General features: G+C 67.8%; 18 protein-coding genes. 15 read left to right on the top strand and 3 right to left on the bottom strand.

The genetic code is table 11. The features are described 5' to 3' along the window. The first annotated feature begins 132 nt into the window (after window positions 1-132). Genes clpS through FA740_RS05760 form a run of 3 tightly spaced genes read left to right on the top strand, consistent with a single transcriptional unit; the run spans window position 133 to window position 2268 of the window. Window positions 133-450: an ATP-dependent Clp protease adapter ClpS gene (clpS, locus tag FA740_RS05770; RefSeq protein ID WP_136855828.1), complete on the top strand. Its 318-nt coding sequence runs from the start codon at window positions 133-135 to the stop codon at window positions 448-450. A gap of 4 nt (window positions 451-454) precedes the next feature. Continuing rightward, on the top strand, window positions 455-1465 hold the full coding sequence (locus FA740_RS05765) for a class I SAM-dependent methyltransferase (protein ID WP_136855827.1): 1011 nt from the start codon (window positions 455-457) through the stop codon (window positions 1463-1465). Further along, on the top strand, window positions 1462-2268 hold the full coding sequence (locus FA740_RS05760) for an SDR family NAD(P)-dependent oxidoreductase (protein ID WP_136855826.1): 807 nt from the start codon (window positions 1462-1464) through the stop codon (window positions 2266-2268). The genes FA740_RS05765 and FA740_RS05760 overlap by 4 nt, the downstream gene beginning before the upstream one ends. 4 nt (window positions 2269-2272) lie before the next feature. On the opposite strand, the gene FA740_RS05755 is transcribed toward FA740_RS05760, so the two are convergent. Continuing rightward, window positions 2273-2689 (bottom strand): hypothetical protein, encoded by a 417-nt coding sequence (locus FA740_RS05755; RefSeq protein WP_136855825.1) that lies wholly within the window; start codon window positions 2687-2689, stop codon window positions 2273-2275. A 63-nt stretch (window positions 2690-2752) separates the two neighbouring features. Here FA740_RS05755 and hemF point away from each other — a divergent pair, with 63 nt between their 5' ends. Next, window positions 2753-3619 (top strand): oxygen-dependent coproporphyrinogen oxidase, encoded by an 867-nt coding sequence (gene hemF, locus FA740_RS05750; protein WP_136855824.1) that lies wholly within the window; start codon window positions 2753-2755, stop codon window positions 3617-3619. Between the two features lie 6 nt (window positions 3620-3625). On the opposite strand, the gene FA740_RS05745 is transcribed toward hemF, so the two are convergent. After that, the gene (locus FA740_RS05745; protein ID WP_136855823.1) at window positions 3626-5170 is read right to left on the bottom strand and encodes an NAD(P)H-hydrate dehydratase; all 1545 of its coding nucleotides are present in this window, start codon (window positions 5168-5170) and stop codon (window positions 3626-3628) included. A 155-nt stretch (window positions 5171-5325) separates the two neighbouring features. Between FA740_RS05745 and FA740_RS05740 the strand changes: the two genes are divergently transcribed. The 3 genes from FA740_RS05740 (at window position 5326) to FA740_RS05730 (ending at window position 7556) form a co-directional block, all read left to right on the top strand. Continuing rightward, the gene (locus FA740_RS05740) at window positions 5326-5664 is read left to right on the top strand and encodes a P-II family nitrogen regulator (RefSeq protein ID WP_136855822.1); all 339 of its coding nucleotides are present in this window, start codon (window positions 5326-5328) and stop codon (window positions 5662-5664) included. 78 nt (window positions 5665-5742) lie between these two features. Beyond that, window positions 5743-7149 carry a type I glutamate--ammonia ligase gene (gene glnA, locus FA740_RS05735; RefSeq protein WP_136855821.1) on the top strand — a complete coding sequence of 469 codons (1407 nt, stop codon included), beginning with the start codon at window positions 5743-5745 and terminating at the stop codon, window positions 7147-7149. 152 nt (window positions 7150-7301) lie between these two features. Next, window positions 7302-7556: a hypothetical protein gene (locus tag FA740_RS05730; RefSeq protein WP_136855820.1), complete on the top strand. Its 255-nt coding sequence runs from the start codon at window positions 7302-7304 to the stop codon at window positions 7554-7556. Between the two features lie 3 nt (window positions 7557-7559). On the opposite strand, the gene FA740_RS05725 is transcribed toward FA740_RS05730, so the two are convergent. Continuing rightward, a complete protein-coding gene (locus tag FA740_RS05725) occupies window positions 7560-9071 on the bottom strand; it encodes a YifB family Mg chelatase-like AAA ATPase (protein ID WP_136855819.1) in 1512 nt (503 codons plus the stop codon). A gap of 120 nt (window positions 9072-9191) precedes the next feature. On the opposite strand from FA740_RS05725, the gene coaBC reads away from it, so the two are divergent. From coaBC to FA740_RS05685, 8 genes are all read left to right on the top strand, one after another. Further along, window positions 9192-10379: a bifunctional phosphopantothenoylcysteine decarboxylase/phosphopantothenate--cysteine ligase CoaBC gene (coaBC, locus tag FA740_RS05720; RefSeq protein ID WP_136855818.1), complete on the top strand. Its 1188-nt coding sequence runs from the start codon at window positions 9192-9194 to the stop codon at window positions 10377-10379. Beyond that, on the top strand, window positions 10376-11431 hold the full coding sequence (locus FA740_RS05715; RefSeq protein WP_136855817.1) for a cysteine desulfurase family protein: 1056 nt from the start codon (window positions 10376-10378) through the stop codon (window positions 11429-11431). The genes coaBC and FA740_RS05715 overlap by 4 nt, the downstream gene beginning before the upstream one ends. A gap of 16 nt (window positions 11432-11447) precedes the next feature. Then, on the top strand, window positions 11448-12968 hold the full coding sequence (gene sufB / locus FA740_RS05710; protein ID WP_136855816.1) for a Fe-S cluster assembly protein SufB: 1521 nt from the start codon (window positions 11448-11450) through the stop codon (window positions 12966-12968). A gap of 75 nt (window positions 12969-13043) precedes the next feature. Continuing rightward, the gene (gene sufC / locus FA740_RS05705; protein ID WP_136855815.1) at window positions 13044-13799 is read left to right on the top strand and encodes a Fe-S cluster assembly ATPase SufC; all 756 of its coding nucleotides are present in this window, start codon (window positions 13044-13046) and stop codon (window positions 13797-13799) included. After that, window positions 13799-15133, top strand: coding sequence for a SufB/SufD family protein (locus FA740_RS05700; protein ID WP_136855814.1), 1335 nt, complete (start codon window positions 13799-13801; stop codon window positions 15131-15133). Before sufC ends, FA740_RS05700 begins: the two co-directional genes overlap by 1 nt. Continuing rightward, the gene (locus FA740_RS05695) at window positions 15106-15624 is read left to right on the top strand and encodes a hypothetical protein (RefSeq protein ID WP_246053479.1); all 519 of its coding nucleotides are present in this window, start codon (window positions 15106-15108) and stop codon (window positions 15622-15624) included. Before FA740_RS05700 ends, FA740_RS05695 begins: the two co-directional genes overlap by 28 nt. Further along, on the top strand, window positions 15621-16211 hold the full coding sequence (locus tag FA740_RS05690) for a Yip1 family protein (protein ID WP_136855813.1): 591 nt from the start codon (window positions 15621-15623) through the stop codon (window positions 16209-16211). The genes FA740_RS05695 and FA740_RS05690 overlap by 4 nt, the downstream gene beginning before the upstream one ends. Continuing rightward, window positions 16208-17416 carry a cysteine desulfurase gene (locus FA740_RS05685; RefSeq protein WP_136855812.1) on the top strand — a complete coding sequence of 403 codons (1209 nt, stop codon included), beginning with the start codon at window positions 16208-16210 and terminating at the stop codon, window positions 17414-17416. The genes FA740_RS05690 and FA740_RS05685 overlap by 4 nt, the downstream gene beginning before the upstream one ends. Window positions 17417-17486 lie beyond the last annotated feature (70 nt).

Raw genomic sequence — 17486 nt, 5'->3', positions numbered from 1 at the left:
GGGGCGGGCGCGATGCCGCGGCAGGGGGGGCTTTCATCCCGGCGCGATTGCGCTATATTTCAACCGAAGCCCGATGGTCGCCCCACCGTCGCCGCAGCATTCAGGAACGACCGCAGCCCGATGACGCACTGGATGACCGACCCCCGGAACCCCGACGACCAATCCGACCTTGCGGTCAAGCCGCGCGCCAAGTCGCAGCGCCCCCCCATGTACAAGGTCCTGTTGCTGAACGACGACTTCACCCCGATGGAGTTCGTCGTGCATGTGCTGGAGCGTCTGTTCCACATGACCCACGCGCAGGCGATCGAGATCATGCTGACCGTGCACCGCAAGGGTGTGGCGGTCGTCGGCGTCTTTTCTCACGAGGTGGCCGAGACAAAGGTCGCCCAGGTGATGGAGCTGGCCCGCCGCCAGCAGCATCCCCTGCAATGCACCATGGAAAAAGAGTAATCGCGTGACCCAATCACGACTGGACCTGGCCTTTCCGGACGGCCATCCCGGAGGCCGGGTGCTGTTCATCGGCGCAAGCGCCGCCGATGACCTGTCCCCCCTTGACCCCGCGCAGCTGACGGTGCTGCAGGGGCATTTCCCCGACCATCAGGGCCTGACCGCGCGCGGCTTCGACGTGCGCACCGAGGCCGAGGGGCTGTTCGATGCTGCCATCGTCCGGCTGCCCCGTGCCAAGGCCGCGGCCCGCGCGCGTCTGGCCCAGGCCGCCGCCCATCTGGCGCCGGGCGCCACGATCTGGGTCGACGGGCAAAAGACCGACGGCGTCGATTCGCTGCTGCGGGAGCTGCGCGGCCTGGCGCAGGTCGATGACGTGATCAGCAAGGCGCATGGCAAGATCTTTCGCCTGACGCTGCCCCCGCAGGGTCTGCCCGCCGACTGGACCGCCACCGCGACCGAGGTCGCGCCGGGCTTTGTGACCCTGCCGGGGGTGTTTTCCGCGGATGGGATCGACCCCGGATCGCGCATGCTGGCCGATCATCTGCCGCCCAAGCTGCCCACGCGCGTCGTCGATCTGGGCGCGGGCTGGGGCTGGCTGTCGGCGCAGGTTCTGGCGCGCCCCGGCGTGACCGAGCTGCATCTGGTCGAGGCCGATCACACCGCGCTGGAATCGGCGCGGCGCAACGTCACCGACCCGCGCGTGCGATTCCATTGGGCCGATGCGCGTGATTTCGCGCTGCGCGAGCCGGTCAACGGTGTGGTCATGAACCCGCCGTTTCACGAGGGACGCCAGGCGGACCCGCGCCTTGGGGCGGGTTTCATCGCGACCGCCGCGCGCCTGCTGACCGGGGCGGGGCGGCTGTGGATGGTGGCGAACCGGCACCTGCCCTACGAATCGGTGCTGGCCCAGCATTTCGGCCAGGTCCACGAGATCGGCGGCGACACCCGCTTCAAGGTGATCGAGGCCAGCGCGGCCGGCAAGGGCAGCGCCGCACCTCGCAAGGGCGCCCGCCGATGACCATGTCGATCCAGGGCAAGGTTGCCATCGTCACCGGCGCGGGCAAGGGCGTCGGCCTGGCCATCGCCCGCCATCTGGCCGAGCGTGGCGCTTCGGTCATGTTCGCCGATAGCGACGAGGCCATGCTGCAATCGGTCGTGTCCGATTACGCCGACGACCAGAGCCAGGTGCGCCATTTCGTCGGCGCCATGTCGGAAAAGCTGGCCATGGCCAACCTGCTGTCGGCGACGCTGGACGCCTTTGACCGGGTCGACATCCTGGTCAACGCGCACCGTTTCGTGCGGGGCAGCGACCCGCTGGAAACCGACATGGACGCGTTGGAGGAGATGCTGCGCCAGAACATGCTGGCCGGTCTGCGCCTGTCGCAGATGGTGGCCAAGCGCATGATCCGTCAGGCGGAAACCGAAGGCCCCTCGGCGCAAAGCGGGGCCATCGTGAACATCTCGACCCTGGCGGCGCGGCGGCCGATTCCCTCGATGCTGGGCTATTCCATCGCCTGCGCGGCGCAGGAGCAGGCCACCCGCGGGCTGGCTTTGGCGCTGGCACCGCACCGCATCCGCGTGAACGGGGTCAGCTTCAGCAGCGTGATGTCGCACGAATTGCAATGCGCGCTGAAGGACAACCCCGACCAGCGCGCCCAGATCATCGCGGGCACCCCCCTGGGCCGCATCGCCCCCGCCGATGAGCTGGCCGAGACCGTGCATTACCTGGTCAGCGACGGCGCACGCTTTGTGACCGGCCAGATCATCACCGTGGATGGCGGGCGCAGCCTGGCCGACCCGGTCACCGCGCAGATCCTGTAGGGGCTCAGCCGGTTTCCGGATAGGCGGCGCGGCAGGCGGTGACGGCGGCCTGGGCACTGCGCGACAGGGCGTCGCGGCGCGCGATCAGACCGTCGCGCTTGCGCGCCTCGGCGACCGGGTCGATGGGCACGCGGTAGCGCTCGGAATCGACGTAGTCGCGCCAGCAGCCATAGGTCGAGACCACGGCCCGACCTTCGCGGTCGCGCGTCACGGTCTCGCATTGCGCGAACCGTGTGCGGACGACCTGACGCTCCTCCCAGGCATAACCGCGCGACAGATTGCCCTCCACATCGGCCAGCAGGCTGCTGACGGTGCGGAATTCGCTGGTGTTGCGGCTGATGCAGCGTTCCTGGGGCGTGCCGCAGGCGGCCAGGGCCAGGACGGGCGCCAGGCAGAGGGCAAGGGTGGTGTTGCGGCGCATGGCGGCTCTCTTTAAGGACGTCTGCGATGCTAGCCGCGTTGACGCGGCCAATGCAAATCACGAATGAGGCCCGCCATGGACGATCAACGCCGCCGCGCCGCCGACTGGTTCCGAACCCTTCGCGACCGCATCACCGAAAGCTTCGAGGCGCTGGAGGATCGTGCCCCCGGCGAAGCCCCCGCGGGTCGGTTCGAGGTCACGCCGACCGCCCGCGCCGATGATGGCGGCGGCGGCATCATGTCGGTCATGCGCGGCGGGCGCGTCTTTGAAAAGGTGGGCGTCAACTGGTCCGAAGTTCACGGCACGCTGGCGCCCCGCGCGCAGGCCGCGATGGCCGCGCGCGGCGTGCCCGGCATGGCGGATGATCCGCGGTTCTGGGCCTCGGGGATCAGTCTGGTGGCGCATATGCAGAACCCGCATGCGCCGGCGGTGCACATGAACACGCGCATGTTCTGGACGCCGGGCGCCTGGTGGTTCGGGGGCGGGTCCGACCTGAACCCCTGCATCGAATACGCGGACGACACCGCGCATTTCCACGACACGCTGCGCGCGGCCTGCGCGCCCCATGACGACGGCTATTACAACCGGTTCAAGGCCTGGGCGGACGAGTATTTCTATATCCCCCATCGCGGCCGGGCGCGGGGCGTCGGCGGCATCTTCTACGACGATCTGAACACCGGCGATTGGGAGGCGGATTTCGCCTTTACCCAGGCCGTGGGGGCGGCGTTCCTGCCCGCCTTCCTGCCGCTGGCCGAGGCGCGGATGACCCAGCCCTTCACCGATGCGGACCGCGACACGCAGCTGATCCATCGTGGGCTCTATGCGGAATACAACCTGGTCTATGACCGCGGCACAAAGTTCGGCCTTGAGACCGGCCACAACGCCGATGCCGTGCTGATGAGCCTGCCGCCCTTGGCGAAATGGGTCTAGGCGGTCTCAGCGCCAGGCGGCGATGACGGCGGGCAGGGCCTCGACCAGATCATCGGCGATCAGGCCGGGACCGTGCTGCCGTGCCGCTTGCCCATGCAGGCGCACGGCCAGGCAGGTGGCCGCGAACGGCGGCAGGCCGCGGGCCAGCAGGCCGGTGATCAGCCCGGCCAGTACATCGCCCGCGCCTGCGGTGGCCAGCCAGGGGATGGCCGCGTCCGAATGGATTGCCGCGCGCCCGTCGGGGGCGGCGATCACGGTGTCCGGCCCCTTGAGCAGCACCACGGCGCCGATTCTTTGCGCGGCGATCCGCAGGACCGCGACCTTGCCCGGACCGCCCGGGCGGGCCAGATCCTGGGCCAGATCGGGGAACAGCCGCGCGAATTCGCCGCCATGCGGGGTCAGCACGCAGGATGGCGGCAGTGGATGCGGCGCCTGTGCCAAGGCCGTCAGCGCATCGGCGTCCAGCACCATCGGGCGGGCGGCCGCACATGCGGGAGGCAGCAGCGCCAGCATCCGCGCGACCCCGCCGCCCGGCCCCAGGCACAGCGCCATGGCCCGGCGGTCCGCCAGCGCCTTTGCCAGGGCGGGGCCGTCATCGATGGCGCGGCGCATCAGCGCATCGGGCGGCAGGGCGTGTTCCGCCATCGCGGCCTGAGGCGGTGCCAGCGTCACCAGACCCGCGCCTGCGCGCAACGCGGCCCGCGCGGCTAGCCGGGCGGCGCCGCCCGCGCCGGGCCCCCCGGTGACGATCAGCGCCGCGCCGTGATCGTATTTATGCCCCCCCGCCGATTGCTGTTTGCGCAGCCAGGGGCCGTGACCGGCCAGCGGCCTGCGGTTGGGAATGGCGGGCCGCGGCCACAGGGCGGTCAGCCGGGGAAGGGTCGGACCCAGGACGCGGAACGGCTCCAACCCGATATCGGCCACGATCAGGGTGCCGCAGGCGGCCGGGCCATGCTCCAGCAGGTGACCGGGGCGGGGGCTGTCGAAGGTGACCGTCAGCGCGGCGCGCAGCGCATCGCGCGCGGGCGCACCACGCGGCAGGCCCAGGATCTGGCCGCTGTCCAGGCACAGCCCGCTTGGCCCGTCGACGGCCACCACGGGAATATCGGCCTGGGCCAGATGGGCCAGCAGGGCCGCGACCTCTCCCTCGGGCGGGCGGGTCAGGCCGGTGCCCAGGATCGCGTCGACGTACAGGTCCGGGGCCGGGCCGGCGCGCAACGCGACGACCGTCAGCGGATGCACGTCGCCCTGCCAGCGGGCGCGGGCCGCCGCCGCGTCGCTGCCCGGGCGGGGCGGGCCGCCCAGCACCCGCACCGACCACCCCGCCTGCGCCAGCGCCTGCGCGACCACATAGCCGTCGCCGCCATTGTTACCCGGCCCGCACAGCACGGTCGCCCGACCCGCGACCGGCCAGCGCAGGCGGATCTGGCCCGCGACCGCTCGGCCCGCCCGGGTCATCAGGTTCAGCCCCGAGATCGCGCCACTGCCCATTGCAGCGGATTCCATGGCGCGCATTTGGGCGCAGGTCACGATTTCGGGGCCTTCGATCATGGTGTCTGATTAATCCTTGTGCGTTGTGATTAAATTATCGGCATATGCATGGATCAAACCGCTTGGGGCCTTCCAAGATCGGGCTGGTCCATTTACGCGGTTCATCAAACGCGCCAATCAGTCTTCAGGCAAGCCGCGAGGAAGGATCAATTGCGATGAAGAAGATCGAGGCGATCATCAAGCCGTTCAAGCTGGACGATGTGAAGGAGGCGCTGCAGGAAGTCGGCGTGCAGGGCCTGTCCGTCACCGAGGTCAAGGGCTTCGGTCGCCAGAAGGGCCATACCGAGCTGTATCGCGGCGCGGAATATGTCGTCGATTTCCTGCCCAAGGTGAAGATCGAGATGGTGCTGCCCGACGATCAGGTCGACGCCGCCATCGAGGCCATCGTCGCCGCCGCCCGCACCGAGAAGATCGGCGACGGCAAGATCTTCGTGATGCCCGTCGAACAGGCGATCCGCATCCGCACCGGCGAAACCGGCGACGACGCGGTCTGATCGCGGCCGCCGACCAACAGGACTCCCGCGCCCGGCCGGCTTTGGCCGCCGGGCCGCAACTATGAGGAAAGGGAAGAGATGAACATCAAGGACGTCTTGAAGCTGATCGAGGATGAGGAGGTCGCCTATGTCGACGTCCGCTTTACCGATCCCAAGGGAAAGCTGCAGCATGTGACGCTGGACCGCGACCTGGTCGACGAGGACTTCTTCGAGGAAGGCTTCATGTTCGACGGCAGCTCGATCGCGGGCTGGAAGTCGATCGACCAGTCGGACATGAAGCTGATCCTGGACCCGGCATCGGCCTATATCGACCCGTTCTATGCCGAAAAGACGCTGTGCGTGCATTGCAACGTCGTCGAGCCCGACACGAACGAGCCCTATTCGCGCGACCCGCGCGGCACCGCCGCCAAGGCCGAGGCCTATCTGAAGGCGACGGGCATCGGCGACGTGGCCTATTTCGGCCCCGAGGCCGAGTTCTTCATCTTTGACGACGTGCGCTATTCGGTCACGCCGCAGAAGGTGTCGTTCCAGATCGATGCGGCCGACGCCGCCTGGAACACCGACACCGAATACGAGATGGGCAATACCGGCCACCGCGCGGCCCATAAGGGCGGCTATTTCCCGGTCAACCCGATCGACACCGCCCAGGATATCCGCGGCGAGATGCTGTCCACCATGAAGCGGATGGGCATGAAGGTCGACAAGCACCACCACGAGGTCGCGACCTGCCAGCACGAGCTGGGCCTGATCTTTGGCGGTCTGGTCGAGCAGGCCGACAACATCCAGAAATACAAGTACGTCATCCACAACGTGGCCCATGCCTATGGCAAGTCGGTGACGTTCATGCCCAAGCCCATGAAGGGTGACAACGGGTCGGGGATGCACGTAAACATGTCGATCTGGAAGGACGGCAAGCCGCTGTTCTCGGGCGACAAGTATGCGGATCTGTCGCAGGAGGCGCTGTATTTCATCGGCGGCATCCTGAAGCATGCCAAGGCGCTGAACGCGCTGACCAACCCGTCGACCAACAGCTACAAGCGCCTGATCCCCGGTTTCGAGGCGCCCGTGCTGCGCGCGTTCTCGGCCCGCAACCGCTCGGGCTGCGTCCGGATCCCGTGGACGGAATCGCCGAAGGCCAAGCGCGTCGAAGCGCGTTTCCCCGACCCCTCGGCCAACCCGTATCTGTGCTTTGCGGCCCTGCTGATGGCGGGCCTGGACGGCATCAAGAACAAGATCGATCCGGGCCCGGCCTCGGACAAGGATCTGTACGACCTGCCGCCCGAGGAACTGGCCGAGATCCCGACCGTCTGCGGGTCCTTGCGCGAGGCGCTGGAGGAGCTGGAGAAGGACATGGACTTCCTGCTGCAGGGCGACGTGTTCACCCGTGATCAGCTGGAGGGTTATATCGCCCTGAAATGGGAAGAGGTCTATGCCTACGAGCATACCCCGCACCCCATCGAATACGCGATGTATTACAGCTGCTGATCCGTCAGGGATCATCACAGGGGGCGGCCTTCGGGCCGCCCCTTTGTCATGGCGGACACGCTTTGGTGATGGGGTGCAACGGACCGGGGGTTGCCTGCGTGTGTGATGGCATGGATCGCAACGATCCCCCTGTCACCGAAAGGACCTGAGCCATGAAAACCCTTCTGACCGCCGCCGCACTGTTCGGCATGACCGCCATTCCCGCCTTGGCCGCCACCGGCATGAACGAGCGCCCCGAGCTGGCCAAGCCCGATCGCATGGTCCAGACCGTCGAACGTCGCGCGGGCGATCTGTACGAGACGCGCGACCTGGCGCGCCGCGGCCTGTCAGCCGATGACCGCGTGACGGTCACCGCGCTGCCGCGTTCGGGCCGGGCCGTGGATTACTCCAGCAGCAACGGCGGCTGAGGATCAGCCCCCCGCGACGAAGGGCAGGCGATAGCTGATCGCCTCGGCCAGGTGGCGGGTCAGGACAGGCTCCGACCCGTCCAGGTCCGCGATAGTGCGCGCGCTGCGCAGGATGCGGTGATAGCCGCGCGCCGACAGGCCCAGCTTTTCGGACGCCCTCAGGATCAGCGCGCGCCCCTCGGCATCGGGCGCCGCGATCTGCTCCAGCAGGGGCGGGGACGCGTCGGCATTGACCGTCACGCCGGGATGGTCTCGGAACCGGTGGGCCTGCACCGCGCGGGCCTGCGCCACGCGGGCGGCCACCACCGCCGAGGTGTCGCCGCGCGGCAGATCCAGATCGGTCAGGCTAACGCCCGGCACCTCCAGCCGCAGGTCGAACCGGTCCATCAGCGGCCCCGATATCTTGCCCAGATAGCTGTCCCCGCAGACCGGCGCGCGCGAACAGGCCCGCCCGGGATCGGCCAGATAGCCGCAGCGGCACGGGTTCGCCGCCGCGATCAGCAGGAACCGGCAGGGATAGCGGATATGCGCGCTGACCCGGCTGACAAAGACCTCTCCGGTCTCGACGGGTTGGCGCAGGCTTTCCAGCACCTTGCGGTCGAATTCCGGCAGTTCGTCCAGGAACAGGACGCCGTTATGGGCCAGGCTGATCTCTCCGGGCCTGGCCTTGGGGCCGCCGCCGACGATGGCCGGGGACGATGCCGTGTGATGCGGGCTTTGGAACGGCGCGCGGCGCGAGATCTGACCGTTCTTCAGCAGGCCCGCCACCGAATGGACCATCGACGTCTCCAACGCCTCGCGCGCGGTCAGCGGCGGCATCAGGCCGGGCAGGCGCGCCGACAGCATGGATTTGCCCGCACCGGGAGGGCCGACCATCAGCAGGTGATGACGGCCAGCGGCGGCGATCTCCAACGCGCGCTTGGCCCGTTCCTGGCCGCGCACGTCGGACAGGCACAGGGGCTGGGGGCCGTCGACCACCTCGCCGGGGCGGGCGGGCGTGATGGGGGCGCGGTCGGTCAGGTGATCGACCACGGCGCGCAGGGTGTCGGCGGCCAGCACGGGGACCTGTTCGATCCAGGCGGCCTCGGCGCCGCAGGCGCGGGGGCAGATCAGCGCGCGGTCCTCATCGGCGGCGGCCACGGCGGCGGGCAGGGCGCCCGCGACCGCGACCAGCCGCCCGTCCAGCGCCAGTTCGCCCAGGGCCACGCAGCGGGCCAGTTCGTCCCGGGGCACGATGTCCAGCGCAGCCAGCACCGCCAGCGCGATGGGCAGGTCGAAATGCGACCCCTCCTTGGGCAGATCGGCGGGCGACAGGTTCACGGTCAGCCGCTTGTTCGGCAGCGCGATGGCCAGCGCGCCAAAGGCCGCGCGGACGCGTTCCTTGGCCTCGCTGACGGCCTTGTCGGGCAGGCCCACGATGGAAAAGCCGGGCAGACCCGCGGCCACGGCGCATTGCACCTCGACCAGGCGGGCCTCGATGCCCTCAAAGGCCACGGAATAGGCGATGGCGACCATGTATCCCCCGTATCAGACCCCAATGGTTAACGGTCCCGGGCTTAAGAAAAGGTTAACGGGCGGGCTTTCCTTGCGGCAGGGGCGCGGCGCCGCTATCTGAGGCGCAGGACCGATGGGGGTGTGATGCAGGGCAAGCGGATATTGCTGATCGTGGGTGGCGGGATCGCGGCCTTCAAGGCGCCGGCGCTGATCCGGCTGCTGCGCGCGGCCGGTGCGTCTGTGACGCCGGTGCTGACGGCGGCGGGCGCGCAGTTCACCACGCCCATGACCCTGTCCGTGCTGGCCGGAGAGCCGGTGCACGACACCCTGTGGGATCAGGGCGCCGAGGCCGAGATCGGCCATATCCAGATGTCGCGTCGGGCCGATCTGGTTGTCGTGGCCCCCGCCACCGCCGACTTGATGGCGCGCATGGCGCAGGGGCTGGCGAATGATCTGGCCTCCACCCTGCTGCTGGCCACCGACAAGCGGGTGCTGATCGCGCCCGCCATGAATGTGCGCATGTGGGACCATCCGGCGACGCAGCGGAACCTGGCCACGCTGCGCGGCGACGGCGTGCTGGTCGTCGGCCCCGATGAGGGCGACATGGCCTGCGGCGAATACGGCCCCGGTCGTATGGCCGAGCCGGAGGCGATCCTGGCCGCGATCCGTGCGGCGCTGAGCGATGGGCCGCTGGTGGGGCGGCATGTGATCGTGACCTCGGGGCCGACGCATGAGCCGATCGACCCGGTGCGCTATATCGCCAATCGCTCCAGCGGGTCGCAGGGGGCGGCGATTGCGGCGGCTTTGCGCGATCTGGGGGCGCGGGTCAGTTTCGTGACCGGCCCCGCATCCGTGCCCGCGCCGCAGGGCGTGGACGTGATCGCGGTCGAGACGGCGCAGCAGATGCGCGACGCGGTCGAGGCGGCGCTGCCCGCCGATGCGGCGGTGATGGCGGCAGCGGTCGCCGATTGGCGCGTCGCGAACGGCAGCGACCAGAAGATCAAGAAGACCGGCGCGCTGCCCAGCCTTCAGATGGCCGAGAACCCGGACATCCTGGCCTGGATCAGCCGCGATGCGCGGCGGCCGCGCCTGGTCGTGGGGTTTGCTGCGGAAACGCAGGACGTGACGGCGCATGCGACCGCAAAACGGTTGCGCAAGGGCTGCGACTGGATCGTGGCGAATGATGTCAGCCCCGCGACGGGCATCATGGGCGGCAGCCACAATGCCGTCACGCTGATCACCCAAGATGGGCCCGAGGACTGGCCGCGCATGGACAAGCACGCGGTCGCGGCCCGGCTGGCCGCGCGCATTGCAGAGGCACTGGCATGAGAACCTATCTGGACTGGAACGCCACCACGCCGCTGCGCGCCGAGGTCAAGGCCGCGATCATCGAGGGGCTGGAGATTTCGGGCAACCCCTCCTCGGTCCATACCGAGGGGCGGGCGGCCAAGATGGCGCTGGAACGCGCCCGCGAACAGCTGGCCGTGGCTTTGGGTGCGGATGGGGCAGACGTGGTCTTTACCGCCGGCGCGACCGAGGCGGCGGCGATGGTGCTGGGGCAGGGCGGGTTCCACTGCGCGCCGGTGGAGCACAGCGCCGTCAAAGTCTGGTGCGAGGCGGATCTGGCGGTCGACGGGGATGGCATCGTGACGGTCACCGACCCCGCGCGGACCAGCCTGCAGCTGGCCAATAATGAGACCGGGGTGATGCAGGACCTGCCGCAGGGGCTGCATTCCAGCGATCTGACCCAGGCCTTCGGCAAGGTGCCGATGGCGTTCAACTGGCTGGGCGTCACGGCGGGTTTCGTCAGCGCGCACAAGCTGGGCGGGCCCAAGGGGATCGGTGCGCTGATCTTGCGCAAGGGCACCGACCTGCCCCCGTTGATCAAGGGCGGCGGGCAGGAGCAGGGCCGCCGCGCCGGGACCGAGAATCTGATCGGCATTCTGGCATTCGCCGCCGCAGCGACCGCCGCGCAGCGCGATCTGGATGCCGGGCTGTGGGACGAGGTCGCTGCGCGGCGCGACGCGCTGGAGGCACAGCTCTGCGACATCGCGCCCGGCGCGGTGATCGTGGGAAAGGCGGCGCGACGCTTGCCGAACACGACATGCCTTCTTACATCGGGATGGAAGGGCGAAACCCAGGTCATGCAGATGGATCTGGCGGGCTTCGCGATCTCGGCCGGCTCGGCCTGTTCGTCGGGCAAGGTCCGGGCCAGCGGAGCGCTGCAGGCGATGGGGTTTGACGATCAGCTTGCGCAATCGGCGATCCGGATCTCGATAAGCCCCGCTGTGGGGGGCGATCAGATCAACCGATTTGCGGATGCCTGGAAAAAGGCGTATTCACGCTGGCGCGACAGGAATGGACCGATTGCGGCCATTTGAGGAAAAGGACAGAAGGATGACGGACATCACCGATCTTGAGGTGCGCGAGGGCGTTGACCGGGAAACGGTCGAGACTGTCCAGAACATGGGCAGCTACAAATACGGCTGGAACACCGAGATCGAGATGGACTACGCCCCCAAGGGCGTGAACGAGGATATCGTCCGTCTGATCTCGAAGAAGAACGACGAGCCGGAATGGATGACCGAATGGCGGCTGGAAGCCTATCGCCGTTGGGTCACCATGACCGAGCCGAAATGGGCGATGCTGAACTATCCTGAGATCGACTATCAGGATCAGTATTACTACGCCCGCCCGGCCAGCATGACGGAAAAGCCGAAATCGCTGGATGAGGTCGATCCCAAGCTGTTGGCGACCTATGAAAAGCTGGGCATCCCGCTGCGCGAGCAGATGATCCTGGCAGGCGTCGAAGGCGCCGAGGACGCGCCCGCCGAGGGTCGCCGCGTGGCCGTGGACGCCGTCTTTGACAGCGTCAGCCTGGGCACGACCTTCAAGGACGAGCTGGCCAAGGCCGGGGTCATCTTCTGTTCGATCAGCGAGGCGATCCGCGAGCATCCCGAGCTGGTGAAGAGGTACCTGGGCTCGGTCGTGCCGCAGTCGGACAACTATTTCGCGACGCTGAACAGCGCCGTGTTTTCGGATGGCAGCTTTGTCTACATCCCGCCGGGCGTGAAATGCCCGATGGAGCTGTCGACCTATTTCCGCATCAACGCGGAGAATACCGGCCAGTTCGAGCGCACCCTGATCATCGCCGACAAGGGCAGCCATGTCAGCTATCTGGAAGGCTGCACCGCACCCAAGCGCGACACCAACCAGCTGCATGCCGCGGTCGTCGAGCTGGTGATTCTGGAAGATGCCGAGATCAAGTATTCGACTGTCCAGAACTGGTTCCCCGGCGACGAGGACGGCAAGGGCGGCATCTACAACTTTGTCACCAAGCGTGCCGATTGCCGGGGCGACCGGGCCAAGGTCATGTGGACGCAGGTCGAGACCGGGTCGGCGATTACCTGGAAGTACCCCTCTTGCATCCTGCGCGGGAATGAATCGCAGGGCGAGTTCTATTCGATCGCCATTGCGAACAACCACCAGCAGGCGGATACCGGCACCAAGATGATCCATCTTGGCAAGAACACCCGGTCCCGCATTGTTTCGAAAGGGATTTCTGCGGGTCATGCGCAGAACACCTATCGCGGCCTGGTGACCATGCATCCGCGCGCCACCAACAGCCGGAACTATACGCAATGCGATAGCCTGCTGATCGGCGACAAATGCGGCGCGCATACGGTGCCCTATATCGAGGTCAAGAACACCTCCAGCCGGGTCGAGCACGAGGCCACGACCAGCAAGGTCGATGACGACCAGCTGTTCTATTGCCGCTCGCGCGGGATGGACGAGGAAGAGGCCGTGGCGCTGGTCGTCAACGGGTTCTGCCGCGAGGTTCTGCAGGCGCTGCCCATGGAATTCGCCATGGAGGCGCAGGCGCTGGTCGCGATCTCGCTGGAAGGCTCGGTGGGCTGATATTCCGGCCGGGCCAGGGGGCCCGGCCACCATAGATGCGGCGCCCCGGTGGCGCCTTTGCCGTTTGAGGGAAATATGCTGAAAATCAACAACCTGCACGTCAAACTTGAGGAAGAGGACAAGCAGATCCTGAAGGGTCTGACCCTGGAGGTTCCCGCCGGAGAGGTCCATGCCATCATGGGTCCGAACGGGTCGGGCAAGTCCACCCTGTCCTATGTCCTGTCGGGCCGCGACGGCTACGAGGTCACCGAGGGCAGCGCCACGCTGGAGGGTGCAAGCCTGCTGGACATGGAGCCCGAGGAGCGTGCCGCCGCAGGCCTGTTCCTGGCGTTCCAGTATCCGGTCGAAATTCCCGGCGTCGGCAACATGACCTTCCTGCGCACCGCCGTGAACGCACAGCGCAAGGCGCGCGGCGAGGCCGAGCTGACCGCCGGAGAGTTCCTGAAGGTGGTCCGCGCCAAGGCCGCCGATCTGCAGATCAGCCCCGACATGCTCAAGCGCCCGGTCAATGTGGGCTTTTCGGGCGGCGAGAAGAAGCGCAACGAGATCCTGCAGATGGCCATGCTGGAGCCGCGCATGTGCATCATGGACGAGACCGATTCGGGTCTGGACGTGGACGCGATGCGCCTGGTCAGCGATGGCGTGAACGCGCTGCGCAGCCCGGACCGCAGCTTTCTGGTTATCACCCACTATCAGCGCCTGCTGAGCCACATCCAGCCCGATGTCGTGCACATCATGGCCAATGGCCGCATCATCAAGTCGGGCGGCCCCGACCTGGCGCTGGAAGTCGAAGAGAACGGCTATGGCGATCTTCTGGCGGAGGCCGGCTGATGTCCGAATCCGCCGTTCAGGAATTGCAAACCCCGCAGGTCAGCGGCACGGCGCGGCCCGCCGGGGCGCTGGATGCGCGTCTGGCGCAGCTGGATCTGCCACAGGGCGGGTTCTCGGCCCGGGCGCGGGCCGATGCGCTGTCGCGTCTGCGCGCCGCCGGGCTGCCCGGTCCGCGTGACGAATACTGGCGCTATACCGATCCGCGTCCCTTCACCGCCGCCAGCCCGCAGGCCCTGCCGGTCGATGGCGGCCCGGAATCGCCGCTGTTCGCGGCGCGCGACAAGCTGACCCTGGTCTTTGTCGACGGGCTGTTCGATGCCGCGGCGTCCGACGATCTGTCGCTGGAGGGGGTCGAGATCACCACCTTGGCGCAGGCCGATCAGGCCGGTTCGCATTGGGCCGCCGATCTGTATGGCGCGCTGGAGCTGGCGGGGCAGAGTCCGGTCAGCCGCCCCTTTGCCACGCTGAACACCGCCGCCGCCCGCGACGGGCTGCTGATCCGCGTGACGGGCAAGCCCGCGAAACCCGTGCATGTGCTGCACCGGCGCGGGTCGGAGGGCGCTGACGCCGTCTGGCACCATGTCATCCGGGTCGAATCCGGGGCCGAGCTGACGCTGCTGGAAAGCGGCGTGGTGGGCGCGCGGTCGAACGGCGTGATCGAGGCCGATCTTGCCCAAGGCGCCAAACTGCACCACATCACCGCCAAGCGGGCCAACGACCCCAAGGTCGGACTGTCGCATCTGTTCGCCCGCGTGGGCGCCGAGGCGGTGCTGAAAAGTTTCGCGCTGGTCGTGAACGGCACGACCATGCGGCACGAGGCGATCGTGGACATGGTCGGCGACGACGCGGTGGCCCATGTCGCGGCGGCGGTTCTGGGCGACGGCAATGTGGGGCCCTTCCATCACGACGACACGGTCTTTATCACCCATGGCGCGCTGCGCGGCGAAAGCCGCCAGGTGTTCAAGAAGGTGCTGAAGAACGGCGCGGTCGGCGTGTTCCAGGGCAAGATCCTGGTCAAGAACGGCGCGCAGAAGACCGATGGCTATCAGATCAGCCAGGCGCTGTTGCTGGACGAGGCCAGCCAGTTCCTGGCCAAGCCCGAGCTGGAGATCTATGCCGATGACGTGAAATGCTCTCACGGCTCGACCACCGGGGCGATCGACGAGGATGCGCTGTTCTACCTGCGCTCTCGCGGGGTGCCGCATGAGCGGGCGATCGTGTTCCTGGTGCTGTCCTTCCTGGCCGACGCCCTGGAGGAGGTCGAGGATGAGACCCTGCGCGACGAGATCAACGAACGGCTGGACGCGTGGCTGACCGACCGCCCGCGGGGCTAGGGCGCCCACGCGGCGGCATGGTGCTGCGCGTGCTGGAAAGCTGGTGGGCCCCGCGCCGGGTGGTGCGGGGCCTGCAGGCCATGCCGGACAGCGTGCAACTGGTCGTGCTGATGCTGGCGATGCTGATCACGCTGATCGGGCAGGGGCCGGGTCTGGCGCGCGCAGCCCAGCTGGACCCCTCCATCCCGCTGGACGCGCGGGTCGGGGGTGCGGCTTTGGGGACCGTATTCATGATGCCGCTGCTGGCCTATGCCGTGGCAGGGGTGACGGGTCTGCTGTCCCGCCTGACGCCCTGGCGGCTGGAGCCGCGGCACGCGCGGCTGGCGCTGTTCTGGGCGCTGCTGGCGGTGGCGCCCGCGACATTGCTGTCCGGGATGGTGGCGGGGCTGATCGGCCCGTCCCCGGCGCTGACCCTGACCCGCACGGTGGCGGGCGTGGGATTTCTGTTCATCTGGGGCGCCGGGATCGCGGCGCTGGCGAGACGCTCATGACCTTCGACGACTTCAAGGCGCTGGCGCGCCAGACGCTGCGCAACCCCGAACAGGCGGCCCGTTGGCTGATCGGGCAGGGCTGGCCGATGCAGGTCCGCTGGATGGCGCTGGTCCTGGCGGTGTCTCTGTCAGGCGTGCTGGCTTTCGTGTCGACCCTGCTGTTCCCGGTGCCTGAGGGTCAGGCCACGATCCTGCCCATCGCGGGCCAGCCGCTGGTCCTGGCGGGGATGCAGCTGGTCGCCATCGTGCTGGGCGCGGGGCTGATGGCGGGCGTCGGGCGCATGTTCGGCGGCCATGGCCGGTTCGAGGACGCGCTGCTGCTGGCCGTCTGGATCGAGGCCATGCTGCTGATCGTGCAGGCCGCCCAGATCGTCGTGTCGCTGATCCTGCCGCCGTTGGCGGGCATTCTGGGCATCTTGGCCATCGCGCTGTTTTTGTGGCTGACCGTCCAGTTCACCAAGGCGCTGCACGGCTTTACCAGCGGCCCCAAGGTGCTGCTGGTGATGTTCGGCACGCTGATGGCGATGGGGTTCGTCCTGTCCTTCTTCATGGCCGCGCTTGGCCTCATGCCGGAGATGCCGCAATGAGTTTCGACGTCGATGCTGTCCGCGCCGACTTTCCGATCCTGTCGCGGCAGGTGAACGGCCGCCCCCTGGTCTATCTGGACAACGGCGCCAGCGCGCAGAAACCCCAGGTGGTGATCGACGCGATCAGCCACGCCTATGAAGGCGAATATGCCAACGTCCATCGCGGCCTGCATTTCCTGTCGAATCTGGCGACCGAGAACTATGAGCGCGTGCGGGGGATCATCGCGCGCTTCCTGAACGCGCCCGAGAGCGAGATCATCTTCACCTCCGGCTCGACCGAGGCGCTGAACCTGGTCAGCTATGGCTGGGCCGCCCCGCGCCTGCAGGCGGGCGACGAGATCGTGCTGTCCCTGCTGGAACATCACGCCAATATCGTGCCGTGGCATTTCCTGCGCGAACGTCAGGGCGTGGTGCTGAAATGGGTAGAACCCGAGGAGGATGGCAGCCTGCCGCCGGAAAAGGTGCTGGCCGCGATCACGCCGCGCACCCGGATGCTGGCGCTGACGCATATGTCGAACGTGACCGGTACGGTCGTGGACATCGCCGCGATCCGAAAGGGCACCGATCTGCCGATGGTGGTCGACGGGTCTCAGGCGGCGGTCCACATGCCGGTGGACCTGTCCACGCTTGGCGCGGATTTCTACTGCGTGACCGGGCACAAGCTGTATGGCCCCTCGGGGTCGGGCGCGATCTGGATCAGGGCGGACCGTCAGGCCGAGATGCGCCCCTTTCTGGGCGGTGGCGACATGATCCGCACCGTGTCGCGCGACACCGTCACCTATAACGACGGCCCCCTGCGGTTCGAGGCGGGCACGCCCGGCATCGTCAACCAGATCGGCCTGGGCGTCGCGCTGGAATACATGATGTCCCTGGGGATGGAGAACATCGCCGCGCATGAACGCGCCTTGCGCGATTACGCGCGCGGTCGCCTGCGCGAACTGAACTGGTTGCAGGTCCAGGGCGATGCGGCGGACAAGGGCGCGATCTTTTCCATGACGATGGAAGGCGCGCATGCGCATGATATTTCGACCATCCTCGACAAGAAGGGAATCGCCGTGCGGGCGGGCGCGCATTGCGCCATGCCCCTGATGGAGCACCTGGGCCTGAACGCCACCGCCCGCGCCAGTTTCGCGATGTACAACACGCAGGCAGAAGTCGACGCGCTGATCGAAGGTTTGACCTTCTGCCGCGAGCTTTTCGCCTGAATCTTGCAAAGATTCGGGCGGTCGCCGAAGATTGCCCGATAATTCTTGCCCGACGCCGGGAATGTCTGCA

It is taken from the genome of Paracoccus hibiscisoli (genome assembly GCF_005048265.1).
GTDB classification, from domain to species: Bacteria; Pseudomonadota; Alphaproteobacteria; order Rhodobacterales; family Rhodobacteraceae; genus Paracoccus; species Paracoccus hibiscisoli.
The sequence above is the reverse complement of the archived record's forward strand: the minus strand, read 5'-3'. Positions and strand labels throughout refer to the sequence as shown.